12 protein-coding genes are annotated in these 19,917 nt (G+C 71.7%); 11 read left to right on the forward strand and 1 reads right to left on the reverse strand.

Annotated features, from left to right (window positions below):
• The first annotated feature begins 68 nt into the window (after window positions 1-68).
• From CLV67_RS34165 to CLV67_RS34185, 5 genes are all read left to right on the forward strand, one after another.
• Window positions 69-1,919: a rhamnogalacturonan lyase gene (locus CLV67_RS34165; RefSeq protein ID WP_106326157.1), complete on the forward strand. Its 1,851-nt coding sequence runs from the start codon at window positions 69-71 to the stop codon at window positions 1,917-1,919.
• An 83-nt stretch (window positions 1,920-2,002) separates the two neighbouring features.
• Window positions 2,003-2,848, forward strand: a complete 846-nt coding sequence (locus tag CLV67_RS34170; RefSeq protein ID WP_146169395.1) for a nucleotidyltransferase domain-containing protein — start codon at window positions 2,003-2,005, stop codon at window positions 2,846-2,848.
• Window positions 2,849-2,869: 21 nt separating this feature from the next.
• Window positions 2,870-3,412 (forward strand): hypothetical protein, encoded by a 543-nt coding sequence (locus tag CLV67_RS34175; protein WP_106325896.1) that lies wholly within the window; start codon window positions 2,870-2,872, stop codon window positions 3,410-3,412.
• Between the two features lie 182 nt (window positions 3,413-3,594).
• On the forward strand, window positions 3,595-7,497 hold the full coding sequence (locus CLV67_RS34180) for a Pls/PosA family non-ribosomal peptide synthetase (RefSeq protein ID WP_106325898.1): 3,903 nt from the start codon (window positions 3,595-3,597) through the stop codon (window positions 7,495-7,497).
• Window positions 7,494-8,840, forward strand: a complete 1,347-nt coding sequence (locus tag CLV67_RS34185; RefSeq protein WP_106325900.1) for a M1 family metallopeptidase — start codon at window positions 7,494-7,496, stop codon at window positions 8,838-8,840. Before CLV67_RS34180 ends, CLV67_RS34185 begins: the two co-directional genes overlap by 4 nt.
• 25 nt (window positions 8,841-8,865) lie before the next feature.
• On the opposite strand, the gene CLV67_RS34190 is transcribed toward CLV67_RS34185, so the two are convergent.
• Window positions 8,866-10,284 (reverse strand): family 43 glycosylhydrolase, encoded by a 1,419-nt coding sequence (locus CLV67_RS34190; RefSeq protein ID WP_239166903.1) that lies wholly within the window; start codon window positions 10,282-10,284, stop codon window positions 8,866-8,868.
• Between the two features lie 213 nt (window positions 10,285-10,497).
• Between CLV67_RS34190 and CLV67_RS53765 the strand changes: the two genes are divergently transcribed.
• From CLV67_RS53765 to CLV67_RS34220, 6 genes are all read left to right on the forward strand, one after another.
• Window positions 10,498-11,982: a family 43 glycosylhydrolase gene (locus CLV67_RS53765; protein ID WP_106325904.1), complete on the forward strand. Its 1,485-nt coding sequence runs from the start codon at window positions 10,498-10,500 to the stop codon at window positions 11,980-11,982.
• A gap of 79 nt (window positions 11,983-12,061) precedes the next feature.
• A complete protein-coding gene (locus tag CLV67_RS34200) occupies window positions 12,062-13,258 on the forward strand; it encodes an MFS transporter (RefSeq protein ID WP_106325906.1) in 1,197 nt (398 codons plus the stop codon).
• Window positions 13,259-13,355: 97 nt separating this feature from the next.
• Window positions 13,356-15,971, forward strand: a complete 2,616-nt coding sequence (locus tag CLV67_RS34205; protein ID WP_146169396.1) for a helix-turn-helix transcriptional regulator — start codon at window positions 13,356-13,358, stop codon at window positions 15,969-15,971.
• Window positions 15,972-16,027: 56 nt separating this feature from the next.
• Entirely contained in the window at window positions 16,028-16,390 is a 363-nt protein-coding gene (locus tag CLV67_RS34210; RefSeq protein WP_106325910.1) for a hypothetical protein, read from the forward strand.
• 78 nt (window positions 16,391-16,468) lie between these two features.
• Entirely contained in the window at window positions 16,469-18,841 is a 2,373-nt protein-coding gene (gene secD / locus CLV67_RS34215; protein ID WP_106325912.1) for a protein translocase subunit SecD, read from the forward strand.
• Window positions 18,842-18,985: 144 nt separating this feature from the next.
• On the forward strand, window positions 18,986-19,912 hold the full coding sequence (locus CLV67_RS34220; RefSeq protein WP_106325914.1) for a metal-dependent hydrolase: 927 nt from the start codon (window positions 18,986-18,988) through the stop codon (window positions 19,910-19,912).
• Window positions 19,913-19,917: the final 5 nt, after the last annotated feature.

The following is a 19,917-nucleotide window of genomic DNA, read 5'->3' on the forward strand; positions in this document are numbered from 1 at the left end:
TTTCCCCAGAGCGCGGTCCGTGTGTCCCCGTTCCTGCACACGTTGGGATCCCCATGCACAACTCAGCCATGCCCTCCCGCGGGCGAAGAGTCCTCCCGGCCGCCGCGGTGGCGGCCACCGTCGCCCTCCTGCTCGGCAGCGGCATCACCGCCGCCGTCGCCGACGAGACCCCGCCCGCCACGACCGCGGCGCCGTCGTCCGCCCGTACGACCGAGAAGCTCGATCGTGGTCTGATCAGCCTGCGCTCCGCCAAGGGCAACTTCCTGTCCTGGCGGCTGCTCGAATCCGATCCGGCCGGAGTGGCGTTCAACGTCTACCGCGGATCCAACAAGATCAACACTGCCCCGATCACCGCCGGTACGAACTACACCGATCTCGGCGGACCCGCCGGGGCCGCCTACACCGTGCGGCCGGTCGTCGGCGGCGCCGAGGTGGCGACGCTCGCGGCCGAGGAACCCACCGTCGGGTTGCTCGCCGCCTACCAGGACGTGCCGATCCAGATCCCGTCCGGCGGCACCACCCCGGACGGCGTCTCCTACACCTACTCGGCCAATGACGCGTCGGTCGGCGACCTCGACGGTGACGGCCAGTACGAGATCGTCCTCAAGTGGGACCCGTCGAACGCCAAGGACAACTCGCAGTCCGGCTACACCGGCAACGTGTTCATCGACGCCTACAAGCTCAACGGCACCCGGCTGTGGCGCATCGACCTGGGCCGCAACATCCGGGCCGGCGCCCACTACACGCAGTTCCAGGTGTTCGACTACGACGGCGACGGCCGGGCCGAGGTGGCCATGAAGACCGCCGACGGCACCAAGGACGGCGGCGGCGTGGTGATCGGCAGCTCCAGCGCCGACTACCGCAACTCCTCCGGCTACATCCTGTCCGGCCCCGAGTTCCTGACCGTGTTCAACGGCCAGACCGGCCGGGCCATGGCCACCGCCAACTACGTGCCGGCCCGCGGGACCGTCTCGTCGTGGGGTGACTCCTACGGCAACCGGGTCGACCGGTTCCTGGCCGGCACCGCGTACCTCAACGGGTCGTACCCGAGCATCATCATGGCCCGCGGCTACTACACCCGCAGCGTGATCGCGGCCTGGGACTTCCGCAACGGCACGCTGACCCGGAAGTGGACCTTCGACAGCAGCTCCTCCACCAACGGCTCGGCCTGGGCCGGGCAGGGCAACCACCAGCTGTCGATCGCCGACGTGGACGCCGACGGCCGGGACGAGATCATGTACGGCGCGATGGCCGTCGACGACAACGGCTCCGGGCTCTGGACGTCGGGCCGCGGGCACGGCGACGCCTACCACGTCAGCGACCTGATCCCCAGCCGTGCCGGCCAGGAGGTCTTCAAGGTCTCCGAGGACGGGTCGAAGCCCGCCATGTGGATGGCCGACGCGCGTACCGGATCGCTGATCTGGTCGTCCCCGTCGTGCGGCTGCGACAACGGCCGTGGCGTCTCGGCCGACGTCTACGCCGGCAGCCCCGGCGCGGAGTCGTGGTCCTCGTCCGTCGACGGGCTGCGCAACACCAGCGGCGCGAACATCGGCCGTAAGCCCTCGTCGTCGAACTTCGTCATCTGGTGGGACGGCGACGCCCAGCGCGAACTGCTCGACCAGACCCGGATCGACAAGTACGGCACCGGCGGCGACACCCGGCTGCTGACCGCCAGCGGCGTGCACTCGAACAACGGCACCAAGGCCACGCCGTCGTTGCAGGCCGACATCCTCGGCGACTGGCGTGAGGAGGTCATCTGGCCGACCACGAACAACAGCGCGCTGCGGATCTACTCGACCACGGACGCGACGAGCATCTCACGGCCGTCGCTGATGCAGGACCGTCAGTACCGGGAGGCGGTCGCCTGGCAGAACACCGCCTACAACCAGCCGCCGCACCCGAGCTTCGCGATCGGCTGACCCTTTGAGTTCCGCGGGCGGCAGGCGCCGCCCGCGGAACCGTGAACTGGTCGGCGCACCGGCCCGCGCGCATACTTGACCCCATGACCACAGGGTTGCCGCATGCGGGTACGCCCCCGATGCGGCGGCCGTCCGGCTCTCCGGCGCTGAACGCGTTCCTGCTGACGTGGGCCGAGGACGAGTTACGCCGGGCGCTGAGCCGCTCCACATTGCTCGACGGCCGGCCGTTCGAGATCTTCGGGCAGGGCTCGCGCGTCAACGACACCCATCTCGACCAGGGCAGTGACATCGACCTGGTGCTGATGCTCACGTCGCCTGCTCCCGGCTACGGCTGGGAGGAATTCCGCGATGACGTCCTGACCGTGCTGGGGGAGTCGCACACCGTCCGGATGGGCCGCCGCTGCCTCAACGTCGACGATCCCGGGTCGCTGTTCGGTGAGATGGTGGACGTGCTCGTCGCCGTCGAGCATCGCTGGTGTCCGGTGCCCGGCGCCGGCCTCCACGAGCAGGGCGTCTTCTTCCGTGACCAGGACGGCCGGGCGATCGTCAACTTTCCCCGGCAGCACCGGTGCAACGGCGACGCCAAGGACCGGCGGACCGGCGGCCGGTTCAAGGAGGCGGTCCGGGCCGCCAAGCGTGCCCGGCGGCTCGGCGGGGCGGACCTGATGATCGACGGCTGGCTCGCCCCGTCGTACCTGATCGAATGTCTGCTCTTCAACGTTCCCGACCGGGTCTACCGCTCGGCCGCGTCACCCTCGGTGGCCCATCGGGACGCGCTGGCGTGGCTGCGTCGCACCCACCGCGACGATCCGGTGGCGTTCGCCGCCCTGCCCTGCCAGAACGGGATCAACCGGCTGTTCGGGCCGGGGCCGGACCAATGGGAGCCGGGCGCTGCTGCGAGAATCATCGACGTCCTTCACCAACTCTGACGCCGGGACGGATCTCGCAGCATGACGTGGACGGCCGCGCAGACGGCGGCGGTGATCGTGCCGGTCATCGCGATCTTCGGGGCGGCGTTCACCGCACTGCTGACCTATGGGCTCAACCAGCGAGGGGCGCGCCGCGAGCGCCGGGCCCGGGCGTTCGGTGAGGCGCTCAGCGTCATCGAGGACTACGCGGAGATGCCGTACCGGATCCGCCGGCGCACCGGCACCGTGGAGGTGCGCCGGGAACTCACCGAGGAGGTGAGCCGGATCTATTCGCGGCTCGCCTTCCACCAGGCGCTGCTGGACATCGAGGCGCCCGCGGTCGGAGCCGCCTACCGGCTGCTGGCCAACGAGGCCAAGGCCGAGGTCGGCGTGCAGATGAAGGCGGCCTGGCAGAAACCTCTGCGTACCACCGACGCGGAGATGAACCTGGAGCACCACTACGACCGCCGGCGCGTGGACGCCGCCCGTGATCGCTGTGTGACGACCATGCGGGCGGCGCTCGGCCAGGGCAGGGTCCCGCTGCCGGTGAAGCGACTGCCCTCGCAGGACGAGACGACGCGGTGAGGCATCGGCCGGACGGGGGATGTCCGATCGGCCGACCACCGTGGTCCACGTCGGGTGCGCGGCTGATAGCCGGTGTGTCGGTCGACACGAATACGACATTCACCCGCCGTTGTTAACCCTCCACCCGTAGTTTCGAATGTCGGCCCGGAGGCCGACGTAGAGGTGGAGATGGAGCGCGCTCAGTGACCGTCACGTTCGACCTGGGACTGATCGACCTACCCGAGACAGACCCGGCGGCCGAGGCGCCGGCGGTTTTCCGTTCCCGCTCCGCGCCGCTGCGGCGCACCCTCGTCGACATCCTCGACGCCACCGCCCGGGCCCACCCGGGGTCGCGCGCGATCGACACCGGTGCCACCACGCTGACCTACCGGGAGCTGTCCGCCGAGGTCGACGCGCTGCGGGCGACGCTTCAGGGGCACGGGATCGGTGTCGGTGACCGGGTCGGCATCCGGATCTCCTCCGGTACGGCCGACCTGTACCTCGCGATCCTCGGTGTGCTGGCCGCCGGCGCCGCGTACGTGCCGGTGGACGCCGACGACCCGGACGAGCGGGCCGAGCTCGTCTTCGCCGAGGCGGGCGTCTGCGCCGTCCTCGGCGACGGGCTCACGGTGTCGCCGCGCCGCACCCCGGAGGGACGGCCCGGCCGCCCCGGCCCCGCCGACGACGCCTGGATCATCTTCACCTCCGGATCGACCGGCACCCCGAAGGGTGTCGCTGTCCCGCACGGCGCCGCCGCCGCGTTCGTCGACGCCGAGGCGCAGCTGTTCCTGGTCGACGACGACACCGAGCCGCTCGGCCCGTCCGACCGGGTCCTGGCCGGTCTGTCGGTCGCGTTCGACGCCTCCTGCGAGGAGATGTGGCTGGCCTGGCGGCACGGCGCCTGCCTGGTCCCGGCCGCCCGGTCGCTGGTCCGCAGCGGTGTCGACCTCGGTCCGTGGCTGGCCGAGCAGCGCATCACCGTGGTGTCCACCGTGCCGACGCTCGCCGCGCTGTGGCCGGCCGAGGCGCTCGAGGACGTCCGGCTGCTGATCTTCGGCGGCGAGGCGTGCCCGCCCGAGCTGGCCGAGCGGCTGGCCGTCGAGGGCCGCGAGCTGTGGAACACGTACGGCCCGACCGAGGCCACCGTCGTCGCCTGCGCGGCCCGGATGACCGGCGACGGACCGGTCCGGATCGGGCTGCCGCTCGCCGGCTGGGAACTCGCCGTCGTCGACGCGTCCGGCGAGCCGGTCGCGATGGGCGATACCGGCGAGCTGGTCATCGGCGGTGTCGGCCTGGCCCGCTACCTGGACGCCGCCAAGGACGCCGAGAAGTTCGCGCCGCTGCCGTCCCTCGACTGGGAACGGGCGTACCGCAGCGGTGACATCGTGCGCGCCGAACCCGAGGGGCTGCTGTTCCTGGGCCGCGGCGACGAGCAGGTGAAACTCGGCGGCCGCCGGATCGAGCTGGGCGAGGTCGACGCCGCGCTCCAGGCGCTGCCCGGCGTGGCCGGCGCGGCCGCCGCGGTCAAGCGCACCGCCGCCGGCAACCAGCTGCTGGTGGGCTACCTGGTGCCGCACGAGGACGCCGAATTCGACGTCGACGCCGCCTCCGCGCGGATCCGCGAGCAGCTGCCGGCCGCGCTCGTGCCGCTGCTGGCGGTGGTCGACGGCCTGCCCACCCGGACCTCGGGGAAGGTCGACCGGGCGGCCCTGCCGTGGCCGCTGGCCGTCGCCGGCACGCCGGACGACGAGGAGCTGACCGCGACCCAGGAGTGGCTCGCCGGCGGCTGGGAGCAGATCCTCGGGATCCGCCCGGCCGCCGCGGGCGCCGACTTCTTCAGCAGCGGCGGCAGCAGCCTGAACGCGGCGCAGCTGGTCGCCTGGATCCGGCGGACGCAGCCGCGGGTGTCGGTCGCCGACGTCTACCAGAATCCCCTGCTGTCGCAGATGGCCGCGGTGATCGACGGGCTGGACACCGTGGCCGTGGTCCGCCGGGAGGTACGGCCCACACCCCGGCGCACGGGGTTCCTCCAGTTCCTCCTGGCGGTGCCGATGCTGGCGCTGTCCGGGCTCCGCTGGCTCACCGTCCTCACCGCGGCGGGCAACGTCACCGGGCTGCTGCCGGCGGTCCCGTGGTGGTGGATCGCGGCGGCCTGGCTCGTGCTGTTCAGCCCGCCCGGCCGGATCGTCCTGGCCGCGGGCGTCGCCCGGCTGCTGCTGCGCGGTGTCGGACCCGGGGCGTACCCGCGCGGCGGCTCGGTCCACCTGCGGCTGTGGGCCGCCGAGCGGTTCGCCGAGCTGACCGGAGCCACCGGGGTCGCCGGAGCCGGCTGGATGATCACGTACGCGAAGCTGCTCGGCGCACGGCTGGGCCGCGACGTCGACCTGCACTCCGCGCCACCGGTCACCGGGTTGCTCAGGCTGGGCCGGGGCGCGGCCATCGAGCCGGAGGTCGACCTGTCCGGTCACTGGGTCGACGGTGACGTCGTCCGGGTGGGCACGGTCCGCGTCGGCGCCGGCGGACGGGTCGGCGCACGGAGCACGCTGATGCCCGGCGCCCGGGTCGGCAAGAACGCGAAGATCGGCGCCGGTTCGACCGTGACCGGGTCGGTGCCGGCGAACCAGAGCTGGGCCGGCTCCCCGGCCGTCCCGGTCGTGGGCAAGGGCGCCACGGCCTGGCCGGACCGGCGCCCCGCGCGCTCGCGGCTCAGTGACGGGTCGTGGGTGGCCGCCTACCGCCTGACCGCGCAGATGCTCGGGCTCGTGCAGGTGGTCGCGGCGCTGCCCGCGCTGGCCGTGCTCGCGTGGGCGTTCGCGGACGGGATCACGCTCCGCGCCGCGCTGGTCGCCGTCCCGGCCGCGTCCGTCACGTACCCCGTCGCCTATGCCCTCGTCGTCCTGGTGGCCGTCCGGCTGCTCGGCATCGGGCTCAAGGAGGGCTTCCACCCGGTCCAGGGGCGGGTGGCCTGGCAGGTGTGGACCACCGAGCACCTGATGTCGATGGCCCGGATCGCGCTGTTCCCGATCTACTCGAGCCTGTTCACCCCGGTGTGGCTGCGGCTGCTCGGTGCGAAGGTGGGCCGTGGCACGGAGATCTCGACGGTGCTCGCGGTGCCGTCGATGACGACTGTCGACGACGGCGCGTTCCTGGCCGACGACACGATGGTGGCCACCTACGAGCTCAGTCACGGCTGGCTGCGGGTCGCCCCGGCCCGCATCGGCAAGCAGGCGTTCCTCGGCAACTCCGGCATGGCCGCGCCCGGCCGGTCGGTGCCCAAGCGGGGTCTCGTCGGGGTGCTGTCGTCGGCGCCGCGTAAGGCGAAGAAGGGCTCGTCGTGGCTCGGCGCCCCGCCGATGCCGCTGCGCCGCGTCGTCGAGACGGCCGACACCGGCCGCACCTTCGACCCGCCGGCGCGGCTCAAGGTGGCCCGGGCCGTCATCGAGCTGTGCCGGGTGCTCCCGGTGATCTGCGCCGGGGCGCTGGCCGCCCTGGTCCTCACCGTGCTGACGCTGATCTGGCGCACCGCCGGTGGCTGGGCGGCCGTGCTCGCCGCCGGGCCGGTGCTGCTCGCCGCCGCGATCATCGCCGCGCTCACCGCGACCGCCGCGAAATGGCTGCTCGTGGGCCGGTTCCGGGCCACCGAGCGGGCGCTGTGGACGTCGTTCGTCTGGCGTAACGAGCTCGCCGACACGTTCGTCGAGGTGCTCGCGGCGCACTGGTTCTTCCGTTTCGCGACCGGCACGCCGCTGCTGACCATGTGGTTGCGGACGCTGGGTGCGAGGATCGGGCGAGGCGTGTGGCTGGAGACCCTCTGGCTGCCCGAGTTCGATCTGGTCCGGCTCGGCGCCGGAGCGACGGTTAACCGGGGGTGCGTGGTGCAGACCCACCTGTTCCATGATCGGATCATGAGCATGGATCAGGTCACCCTCGGTGCGGGCGCCACGCTCGGCCCGCACGGCATCGTGCTGCCCGGCGCGAGCATCGGCGCCCGTACCACGGTGGGACCGGGTTCACTGGTCACCCGCGGCGACGCCGTGCCCGCCGACACCCGCTGGCTCGGCAACCCGATCGCGACCTGGCCGGTGACGGCCTCCCGCCGGGCATGAGCCCGGTGGGCGGACCGGTCGGCCCCGCTCCGGGCGCCGACCGGTCGACCGATCCGTACCTGCCCCAGCACGGCAACGGTGGCTACCGGGTGCTGCACTACGACCTCGACCTGGACTACCGGATCGTGCCGAACAGGCTGGCCGGCAAGGCGGTCGTCACCGCGCGGGCCGTCCACTCGCTGTCGCGGTTCAGCCTCGACCTGGCGGCCCGGCTCGGGGTCCGCGACGTCCGGGTGGACGGGCGTGCGGCGCGTTTCGAGCACCGGCTCGGCAAGCTGCGGATCAAGCCGGAACGGCCGATCGGTTACGGTTCCACCTTCAAGATCGAGATTCGGTACGGCGGCAAGCCCGCGCCGGTGTCCGGCCGGTGGGGCGACATCGGCTGGGACGAGCTGACCGACGGCGTGCTCGTCGCGAGCCAGCCGAACGGGGCGCCGTCCTGGTTCCCGTGCAACGACCGGCCCGACGACAAGGCCAGCTTCCTGGTGACGCTCACCGTCGCCACGCCGTACACCGTCCTGGTCACCGGGGACCTCGTGGTGCGCCGCCGCGGACCGGGCACCACGACCTGGGTGTACGAACGCAACGAACCCACCTCGCCGTACCTGATGGGCGTGCAGATCGGCCGTTACGAACTGGTGGAGCTGGCCGCCGGCGGGGTCCGTCAGCGCGCGGCGATCCCGCCCCGGCTGCGTACCGCGCTGCGGCACGACCTCGGCCGGCACGGCGAGATCATGAAGGTCCTGGAGTGGATGTTCGGGCCGTACCCGTTCCGGGAGTACGTCGTGGTGGTCGCCGACGACGACCTGGACGACCCGGTCGAGGCGCAGGGCATGTCCGTGTTCGGGCGCAACCACCTCGACGGGCGGCGCACCCACGAGCGGCTGGTGGTGCACGAGCTGGCCCACCAGTGGTTCGGCAACAGCCTCACGGTCGCCGACTGGCGGCAGATCTGGCTCAACGAGGGCTTCGCCACGTACGCCGAATGGGTGTGGTCGGGCGCCTCCGGCGGCCCCTCGACGGACGCCCACGCGGCTCAGTGGCATGCCTGGATCGCGGCGCAGCCGGCGAATCTCACGGTGGCCGATCCTGGTGTGGCCCGGATGTTCGACCCGGTGGTCTACAAGCGGGGAGCCCTGGCGCTGCACGCTCTGCGGGTGCGCCTCGGCGAGCAGTCGTTCTTCGCGCTGCTGCGGTCCTGGGCGGCGGAGAACCGGCACAGCACGGTGACGACCGCCCAGTTCCGGCAGCACGCCGCCCGTTTCGCGGCGGAGCCGCTGGACGACCTGTTCACGGTCTGGCTGGATCGCCGGCCGTTGCCGCCGCTGCCCCGGATCGCGTGACAGCGGCGGTTCGGTTGCGTCTGGATCAGCCCATCCGCCAGTTCTGGGCGGCCAGGCTGTTGCACGGGTAGAGGGACAGGCGGGCCCCGTTGGCGGCGTCCCAGTTGTAGTTGTCGAGGCACGTGTTGCCGGCGACGTTGCGCAGCGAGAACCAGCCGCTGCCCCGGTCCAGGACGACCCAGCGCTGGGCGGTGGAGCCGTTGCAGGTGAAGAGGCCGACGTCGGCGTTCGACGCGGTGCTGTTCGCGGTGTTCGACAGGCAGGTGCCGGTGTTGCGGTTGCGGATCTCGAAGTAGCTGCCGCTGCTGCGGTAGTTCAGCTCGAACTGCTGGGCGGTGCCGCCGTTGCAGTCGTAGAGCCGGACCAGTGCGTTCAGTGTGGTGTCACGGTTCCAGTTGTCCACGCAGCGGTTGCTGTGCTGGCCGCGGATGCCGGGGTTGGTGACGGTGCTGGGGATCGGCTGGCCGAAGAACGGGTCGCCGTTGTCCCGCCACAGCAGCTGCTGCATGCGGGTGTGCCGGTTCGGGTCGGTCAGCGCGTCCGGGTTCGGCGTGGCGTAGTCCCGGGCGTGGTAGACCAGCATGTCGGTGACGCCGTCCTCGGCGACCGTGAAGCTGCCGTGGCCGGGGCCGTACACGCCGTTCGCGGTCTGGAACACCGGGTTCGGGTGCTTGTACCAGGACGCCGGGTTCAGCAGGTCCGCGGTGTCCCAGGAGGACAGCAGGCCCAGCTTGTAGCGGGAGTCGGTCGCCGAGGCCGAGTACGCGATGTAGACGCGACCGTTCTTGACCAGCGGCGACGGGCCCTCGACGACGCCGGCGACGCCCTCCTTCTCCCAGGCCACGGTCGGCGCGGCGATCTCCACGGCGCTGCCGGTGATGCTCGTCGGGCTGCTCATCCGGGCGATGTACATGTGGCTGTTGAAGTTCGTCGACGGGCTGTCCTGCGCCCACGCGAAGTAGCGCACACCCTTGTTGACGAAGACCGCGGCGTCGAGCTGGAACGACTCCCAGCCGGTGTTGAACCGCTGCGGGGCGCTCCAGGTGCCGGTCATCGGGTTGGCGCTGGTGTTGCGGATCCAGTAGAGCCGCTGGTTGAAGGTGGCGGTGTTCGGTGAGGCGGAGAAGTACATGTACCAGGCGCCGTCGATGTACTGGATGTCCGGCGCCCAGATCCAGCCGCTGAGCGCCCCGCTGGACGGCGCCACGAACGCGTTGGACGTCGCCGCGGTGCCGAGGCCCTGCAGCGTGGTGGCGCGGCGCAGCTCGACGCGCTTGTAGTCGGGCACCGAGGCGGTCATGTAGTAGTAGCCGTCGGTGTGCTTGAAGATCGCGGTGTCGGCGCGCTGGTTGATGACCGGGTTGCGCACCGTGATGAAGGTGGCGGACGCCGGGGCCGCGAGTCCGGCCAGCATCACGATCAGCAGGCCCAGAACGGCCGTCACTCTGCGAAGGACGCGAGCGGGAAGGTCCATCGATGACTTCCTTGCAGGCGGGGGAAGGGGATTCTGTGATCGCTAACATGCACGTCGATTCGAAGTACGTCAAGAAACCTCTCCGAAATCTTCTGTTCTTGGCGATTCGACTGCCTTGTTAAGTCCGTCGATGTCTCGTAACATCCCGGCCACGAATGTGAGCGTTAACGAAAGGCGTTTGGTATGCGTCTGCGAGGCATCCTCACCGCGCTGCTGACGGCGGTCGCGCTCGTGATGGCCGTCCCGGCACCGAGCAGCGCCGCCCCCGGCGCGACGTTCCAGAACCCGGTCGTCGGCGCCCCCAACAGCGCCGACCCGTGGATCGGTCACCACAACGGCAGCTACTACTACGCGGCCACCACCTGGACCGGCCGCATTCTGATCCGCAGGTCGTCCACACTGGCCGGGCTGAAGACGGCCGCCGAGACGACCGTGTTCACCATGTCCCAGCCCGGCGCCGTGTCGAACATGTGGGCGCCGAGCCTGCACCTGCTCAACGGGCCGAACGGGCAGCGCTGGTACCTGTACTACTCGGCCGGCCCGCCGGCCTGCTGCGGCGGACAGCGCCAGCACGTGCTGGAGAGCGCCGGCACCGACCCGATGGGGCCCTACACGTACAAGGGCGCCCTGGTCCTGATGCCGAACAACGGCTGGTCCATCGACGGCAGCGTGATGACCGTCGGCGGGGTCAACTACTTCGTGTTCTCGGCGTTCAACAACAACATCGGGTTCGAGAACGGCGGCCTGCAGAGCCTGTTCATCACCCGGCTCACCAACCCGTGGACGCCCGCGGCCCTCGGCACGATCATCTCCGAGCCGACCCTGGCCTGGGAGCGCGTCGGCAACCCGGTCAACGAGGGCCCGTACGTGCTGCAACGCAACGGGCGCACGTTCCTGACCTACTCGGCCAGCTACTGCGGCACACCCGACTACAAGATCGGCTCGCTCGAGCTGACCGGCTCCAACCCGCTGGTCCGCAGCTCCTGGACCAAGTTCGCCGGCCCGCTGTTCCAGCGCAGCGACGCCAACGGCGTGTACGGCCCGGCGCACCACAGCTTCTTCAAGTCGCCGGACGGCACCGAGGACTGGATCGTCTACCACGCCAACGACTCGGCGTCGCAGGGGTGCGGCACGACGCGTACCAGCCGCGCGCAGCGCATCTCCTGGAACGCCGACGGCACGCCCAGCCTGGGTGTCCCCGTCTCCAGCGCGACCGTCCTGGCCGGCCCTTCCGGCGAGCTCGGCAATCCGGGAGCGGTCACGGTCCAGCGCATTCAGAGCTACAACTTCCAGGATCGGTTCGTACGCCACTCGAACTACGCCACCCGCATCGACGCGAACGTGACCCCGGCACTGGACTCCCAGTTCCGCGTCGTGGCCGGTCTGGCCGACGGCGCCGCCGTGTCGTTCGAGTCGGTCAACTTCCCCGGCCACTATCTGCGGCACAACAACTACGTGCTGCGGCTGGAGGCGAACAACGGAACGGCGACGTTCCGTCAGGACGCCACCTTCCGGCAGGTCGCCGGACTGGCCGACGCGGCGTGGTCGTCCTTCCAGTCCTACAACTTCCCCGACCGCTACATCCGGCACAGCAACTACCAGCTCCGGATCGACCCGATCACCACCGCCACAGAACGGGCCGACGCCACGTTCCGCCGCACGTCCTGACAATCCGGACGGGATTGCTGCCACTGGCTGACTCGACGATGATACGGACCGTCGAGCATCCGGCTAAGGACGTGTCAGCATGGCGCCACTCCCGCGGGCGAACGCTCCTGCCCTGGTCGGCAACCGTGCCATGCTCGCGCTCGCGGTCACCGGATACCTGCTCACGTCGTGGGCATGGACCCTGCTCGGGCCGCTCGCGCCGGCCCTGCGGGGGACCCTCGGGCTGACCGCGATGCAACAGGCGTTCGTCGTCGCCGTGCCGGTCGTCGTCGGCGCGCTCGGCCGGATCCCGGCCGGGGCGCTGACCGACCGGCTCGGCGGTCGTCGCGTCCAGCTGCTGATCCTGGCCGTGACCGTGCTGGCCCTGCTGGAACTGGCCGCCGCCGGGCACCGGTCGTTCCCTGGACTCCTGCTCGGCGCGGTCCTGCTCGGGGCGGCGGGCGCCATGTTCGCGGCGAGCGTCGGATTCGTCGGCGGCTGGTTCCCGCAGCCCCGCCGCGGCCTGGCCTTCGGAGTGCTCGGCCTGGGATTGTGCGGCGGCGCGCTGGGCGGGGCGACCGGGGTCCGGCTGGCGGCGGCGTACGGCCTCCCCGCCCCGTTCCTCGTCACCGCTCTGGCCGTCGGCGCCTTCGGACTGGTCGCATTGGCGACTCTGCACGACGCACCGCGTGCCGCCACCGATCATATTCGGCCGGAAGTATCGGTGGCCGACGTGCTCCGGCTGCCGATCACCGGGCAGGCGGCGGCGTGGTACGCGATCAACTTCGCGGTGTTCGTGACGTTCACGTCGTTCCTGCCGGTGTACCTCACCGGCACCTACGCCATGGCCCCGGCCCGCACCGGTGACGTGATGGCCGCGTTCATGCTGTTCGCGGTGCTCATGCGCCCGGTCGGTGGCTGGCTCGCCGACCGGTTCTCGCCCGCCCGGCCGCTGGTCGCGGCGCTGGCCCTGGTCGCGCTGGCCACCGCCGTGCAGGCGACCTCGCCGCCGGTGCCGGTGCTGCTGGCCGGCACCCTGCCCGTGCTGGCGGTCGGCGTCGGCGTGGCCAGCACCGCGGTGCTGGCCCGGATCGGTCAGGTCGCGCCGCCCGGCACGGTGGGCCTGATCACCGGTGTCGCCGGCGCGACCGGAGGCATGGCGGGATTTCTCAGTCCGCTCATCATGGCGTACACCCGGGAGAGCCTCGGCAGCTACGGGCCGGCGCTCGGCGCCCTGGCCGTCGGTGCCGCCGCCGCAGCCGTACACGCTGTGATCAAGATCGGTCAATGGCGTTGAGCGTCCGGTATAGACATCGACGGTGTGAGATGTTTCGCTGACGCATACGCCATTTCCGGGGGATCCGATGGATGCGAATGCGACGGGGGGAGGGCTGATGCCATTGATATCGGTCAAAGTGGCGCAGCCCCGGATAGCGCGTGCCGGGGTAGACCGGCAGCGCCTGTTCGAACTGCTCGACTCCGCCATGGACACTCCCGTCACGCTCATCAGCGCGGGCGCCGGCTGGGGTAAGACCATGCTGGTCTCGGCCTGGGCCCGGGCTGCGAAGTTCCCCGTCGCCTGGCTCAGCCTGGACCGGCACGACAACGACCCGCAGCTCTTCTGGGCGTATGTGGTGGCCGCTCTGCGGTCCGCCGGCCTGATCGACGCCGGCAACCCGCTCGCCGCGATGGCCGCCGTCCCGGCCTGCGACCGTGAGCGAGCACGCTTCCTGGCGGCCGGTCTCAACGAGCTGCCGGACCCCTCGGTGCTGGTCATCGACGACTTCCACGAGATCGACGACCCCGCAGTGCTGGCCGCGATGGCCGAACTGCTGCGCAACCCGCCCGCACCGATCCGGCTGTTCCTGATCAGCCGCATCCGCCCGGCCCTCAACCTGCAGCGGCTGCGCTCCGCGGACCTGGTCACCGACATCCGCGCGACCGACCTGGCGTTCACCGAGGCCGAGGCGGCGGAGCTCGCCCGGGGGCACGGCCTCACCCTGGACCCCGCCGCCCTCACCGCCCTCGTGGAACGCACCGAGGGCTGGGCGATCGGCCTGCACCTCGGCGCCGGATTCCTGGCCGGCCACCCCGCCCGGACGATCCACGACTTCGCCGGCGACGGCCGGGGCGTCCACGACTACTTCACCGACGAGGTGCTGGCCGGTCGTAACCGGCGGCAGCGCCGCTTCCTGCTGCACACCAGCATCTGCGAGCGGGTCTGCGCGGGCCTCGCCAACGCCATCACCACCGGGCACGACGGTCAGCGCCTGCTGGAGCAGATCGAGCACGACAACGACTTCGTCATCCGGCTCGGCGACCGGCCTCTGTGGTTCCGCTACCACCACCTGCTCCGCGACGCCCTCGGTCACCGGCTCCACGTCGAGTCGCCGACCGTCGTCGCCGAACTGCACCGGCGCGCCGCCCGCTGGCACGCCGACAACAACTCGGTGATGGAGGCGATCGCCCACGCCGTGTCGGCGGGCGACTGGACGTACATCGGGAAGCTGGTGACCGGCCGGGCCGCGCCGCTGATCCTCTCCGCGCACCGGCCCGCCATGGTGCGCCTGCTGCGGCAGGTGCCCGACGAGAAGTTCGGCACCACCGCCGAGCTGATGATCTGCGCCGCGGTCCTGCTGTTCCACGACGGCGACTTCGAGGCCATCCCGGCCCGCCTCGAGCACGCGCGCCGCCTGCTGCGCCGCCGCCCCGGCGACGAGCACCGGGCGGTGGAGCTCATGCGGCTCACCCTGCAACTGGCCGCCGACCGGGCGGTCGGCGACATGCCGGCGGTCCGCGCGGGCTGCACCGAACTGCTCGCCCTGCTCGCCGCCGACAGTGCCGTCGCGGGTGCCGCCGCCATCCAGCAGCGCGCCATCGCCCTCAACAACCGGGGTCTCGCCGAACTGTGGTCCGGCGACCTCGACGCCGCGGTCCGTGACCTGACGGCCTCGGCCGCCGCTTCCCGGGCGGCCGGGCTGGAGCTCGCCGAGATCAACGCCGACGGTCACCTCGCCCTGCTCGAGGTGATGTCCGGCTCGGTCGCCGAGGCCGACCGGCTGGCCGGCGCGGCCCGCGCCCTCGCCGCCCGGCGCGGCTGGCAGAAGACCGTCCAGTCGGTGGCCGCGCACCTCGCCATGGTCCTGGTCCACCTGGAACGCGGGGAGTTCACCGAGGCCGACGACGCCCTGCAGACCGGCCGGTACGCCCACGACAGCGAACCCGAGGCCGCCCAGCGTGTCGTCCTGCTCGGCGCCCAGGCCCGGCTCGCCGTCACCCGTGGTGAACCGGCCAAGGCGCACATGTTCCTGGAGGCTGCCCGCACCGGCCGCAGCCCCCGGGCCCGGCTGCCGTGGCTCGACCGGTGGCTGCGAATCATCGAGAGCGAGGCGGACCTGGCCGCGGGTCGCCCGGGCCCCGTGCCGGCCGGTGACCCGGACGTCGGGACGGACCTGGCACAACAGGTCGCCCACGCCCGGATCGCCCTCGCCCACAGGGACCTCCGGCGCGCCGGCCGGCTGCTCGCCGACCGGCCCGCGACCCGTGTCCATGCCGCCGCCACGGTGGAGGCCGACCTGCTCATCGCCCTGATCGCGGACAGCCGCGGCCACGCGGGCCACGCCACCGACCTGCTCAGCGACGCCCTGCAGCTGGCCGGGCGAGAGCGGATCCGCCGCCCGTTCCTGGTGCACGCCGACGGCCGCCTCGACGACCTGCTGCACCGCCTGCGGCCGGTCCACCCGGAGGAGGGGCAGCTGGCCTTCCTCGAGGAGCTGCGCGCCGGGATCCGGGCCACCCGCAAGTCCTCGGCCGCAGCCGAGGGGCTCAGCGAACGGGAGGCCGATGTCCTGGTGTTCCTGCCCACCATGCTCACTGCCGCCGAGATCGCCGGAAACCTCGGCATCTCCGTCAACACCGTCAAGGCGCATATGCGGGCGATCTACCGCAAACTAGACGTCACCCGTCGCGGCGACGCGGTCGCGCACGCCCGTGACATCGGTCTTCTCTGACCCGGCGGCGTGGACCGGCGAGGTAGGGTCGTCTGATCGAAGGGGGCGGATCGGGCGTGTGGATCGAGCAGCGGATCCGGCGGGCATGGCATGCCGCCGTCCTCGTGCTCGTGCTCGGCGCCGCCTGGATGGCCCTGCTCGGGGTGGGTCACGGACACCGGTTCACGGCGGGTGAGCCCAAGCGGGTCACCGCCTCGGCCGCGATGCCGCAACCCGCCGCGCCCCTGGTGCGCGAGACCCGGCTGACCGGCAAACCGATTCCGAGCACGCTGCTGCTGTTCGCCGCCCTGATCGCCGCGCTCCTGCTCGGCGTCCGGCGGCACCGATGGCCGGTCGCCGCCCCGGCGAGCGCCACCGCGACACCCGCGGCACTCCTCTCCACGTTCCGGGGACGGGCACCGCCACGCCTACCGGCGTAGTCGAGTCCCTTTCCCTTTCACCCGCTGCGGCGCCCCGGCGGTGGCCGCGCGGGCAGACGCGTCGAGGAGCAACCTGTAATGTCGCGCGCCATTGTCGTGCGCGCGGTTCTGGCCCTGGTCGTGCTGGTGGTGTCGGGGTGGCTTCTGGCCACCCGGCCGCCGCGGCTCGGGCTGGATCTGCGTGGTGGAACACAGATCGTTCTGGAAACCCGTGACGGCGAGTTCGCCAAGGCGGACGCCGTCACCACCGATGAGGCCCTGGAGGTGCTGCGCCGCCGGGTCGACGAACTCGGCGTGGCCGAGCCGACCCTGGCCCGCTCCGGCGAGCGCCGCATCATCGTCGAGCTGCCCGGCGTGACCGAGCCGGCCGAGGCGGTCCGCGTCATCGGCCGTACCGCCCAGCTGACGTTCCGTCCGGTGCTGGGGGTCGCAACCCCTGAGCCGTCGGCGTCATCATCAGCCTCGCGGTCAGCGTCGCCGTCAGCCGCGCCGTCAGCGGCGCCGGGCGGCGAGGCGGAGACCGTGCTCGCGTCCGAGGACGGTGAACGGCTGCGGCTCGGCCCGGCGGCGCTCTCCGGCCAGCAGGTCGACGGCGCCACCGCCACCCCGGGAGAGTTCGGCGGCTGGCAGGTCAACCTCGACTTCCGTGGCACCGGAGGAGACGCGTGGCGCAAGCTGACCGCCGACGCGGCCTGTGCCCCGCCTGGCGACCCGGCCCGGCGGGTCGCGATCGTGCTGGACCAGGAGATCATCTCGTCGCCGCAGGTGAACGAGGACGTCGGCTGCAACGTCGGCATCACCGGCGGCCGGACGCAGATCACCGGCACGTTCACCGACACCGAGGCAAAGGATCTGGCACTGCTCGTGCGTGCCGGTGGGCTGCCGGTCCCGGTCGAGGTCATCGAGCAGCGTACGGTCGGCCCGAGCCTGGGTCAGGCCGCCATCGAGGCGTCGGCCCTGGCCGCCGTGCTCGGCACGATCGCCACGATCCTGTTCATCATCGGCGTGTACCGGATCGTCGGCGGGGTCGCCGCCGTGGCGCTGGTCTGTTACGGCCTCATCTCGTACGCGGCCCTGCTCGCCATCGGCGCCACCCTCACCCTGCCCGGCCTTGCCGGGTTCGTCCTGGCGATCGGTATGGCCCTGGACGCCAACGTGCTGATCTTCGAAAGAGCCAGGGAGGAGTACGCCGCAGGCGGTCCACGGCGAAGTCTGCGCACCGCGCTGCGGGCCGGATTCACCAATGCCTGGTCGGCGATCGCGGACTCCAACATCACCACCCTGCTCGCCGCGGGCCTGCTGTTCTTCCTCGCCTCCGGCCCGGTCCGCGGGTTCGGCGTCACCCTGTCCATCGGCGTGCTGGCCTCGATGTTCACCGCGCTGGTGCTCACCCGGGTGCTGGCGTCACCGCTGGTCGCCACCCGCTGGCTGACCCGCCGACCGAACTGGAGCGGGCTGTCCGGCATCGGCTGGGTGCGCCGCAGACTGGAGGCCCGCAACCCGGACATCATGGGCCGGCGACGCCTGCTGCTGAGCATCTCGGTCGTGGCCAGCCTGCTCGCGATCACCGGCATCGGAATGCGCGGGCTCAACCTGGGCGTGGAGTTCACCGGCGGCCGGCTCGTCGAGTACTCGGCCTCCGCGCCACTGTCGGCCGACGAGGCCCGGACCGCGGTGACCGCCGCCGGACTGGACCGGGCGGTGGTCAACACCTCCGGGACCGGCAACATCAGTGTCCGGGCCGGTGCCTTCGACGAGAACACCGAGACGGCGGTCCGGTCCGCGCTGTCCGAGGCCGGCGGTGGTGACATCCAGCGGCTCCGAGACGAGAAGATCGGCCCGACCCTCGGTGAGGAGTTGCGCCGCAACGCGCTCATCGCACTCGCGGTGGCGCTCGCCGTGCAGCTGGCCTATCTGGCCTTCCGGTTCCGCTGGCAGTGGGGCGCCGCCGCGGTGCTGGCGATGTTCCACGACGTGCTGATCCTGGTCGGCGTGTTCGCCTGGCTGGGCAGACCGGTCGACGGCGTCTTCCTGGCCGCCGTGCTGACCGTGATCGGGTACTCGGTCAACGACTCGGTGGTGACGTTCGACCGGATCCGCGAACTGGTCCGCGGCAAGGACAGCCGCCGCACGTCGTTCGCCGCCCTGGCCAACCTCGGCAGCCTGCAGACCGTGCCGCGGACCGTGAACACCGGCCTCGGCGCGATCTTCATCCTCACCGCGCTGGCCGTGCTCGGCGGCGACTCACTCGTCGACTTCGCGGTCGCCCTGCTGGTCGGCATCATCGTCGGCACGTACTCGTCGGTGTTCCTGGCCACCCCGCTGGCCGTGGTGTTCGAGTCGGGCCGCGGTGGCCTGGTGGCCCGGCACGGCCGGGTGCCGAGGGCGCGGGAGCCGGGCCGGGAGGTGAGTGCGGGCCAGGCGGAGGACCGGGCGGGTCATCTCACCTGAGTGCGCCGCGCCGGCAAGACGGGCAACCGGCCGGGCGGGCCACTCTCCCGCATCAGGGAGGGCGGTCCGCCCGGCCGGGTGACGGCCCGGCGCTTTACACGTACTAGAACGTGTTCTAGTTTCTAAGGGTCGAGAGGTGGTGTCATGACGGATCTGCCCATTCGCCGCATCAACTTCCGCCTGGACGAGACCATCCCCTTCCAGTGGCTGCCCAGCCACCCGAAGTTCGGTCTCATGTGCAACGCGATCAGCATCATGGCCGTCGCGTTCGAGAAGTTCATCGTGGCGTCGACCCGGCAGGCCATCCCACTGATCACCGATCCCGCCGCCGCCGTCGAGGCCGAGTCGTTCCTGCGACAGGAGGCGCAGCACGCCAACAACCACCGCCGGCACATCGCGGCGCTCGTCGCGCAGTACCCGGGCGTCCAGGAGGTCGTCGACGAGGCGGTGGCCAGCTACGACGAGCTGCTGCGCACCCGGCCGCTGGAGTGGCAGCTGGCCTACACCGCCGACCTGGAGGCCACCTTCACCCCGCTCTTCAAGGTCATGCTCGACCACGAGGACGTCCTGTTCCGGCCCGGTGACGAGCGGGTCGCCTCGCTGTTCCTGTGGCACTTCTGCGAGGAGGTCGAGCACCGCAGCTCGGCGCTGGTCGTCTTCGACGCCGTCGTGAACGACAGGTGGTACCGCACGCGGGTCACCAGGGCCACGTTCGCGCACGTCATGACGGTGTACCGGAACATCCTGCGCGGCTTCGACAGACACGTGCCGGAGTCCGACCGCCGCGCCGAGTACCGCAACGTCTCACCCGGCGGCGTGCGCCGCGAGGAGGCCGTCAACCGGCTGCCGATGCCGTCGAGCTGGCGCCGGCGGCTGGGCATCGCGCCGCCGTCACCGTTCGCCCCGGCCGGCAACGCCGAGATGCTGGTTCTGGTCTACCGGCTGCTCAAGTCGCAGGTGCCGCACCACCGGCCGCAGCACGAGCCGCTGCCGGCCTTCGCCGCCGGCTGGTTCGCCGCCTACGACCGCGGTCTCGACCTGAGCCGCTACTACTCGGCGACGGCGGGGTGAGGAGT

This window comes from Actinoplanes italicus, from assembly GCF_003001815.1.
GTDB classification, from domain to species: domain Bacteria; phylum Actinomycetota; class Actinomycetes; order Mycobacteriales; family Micromonosporaceae; genus Actinoplanes; species Actinoplanes italicus.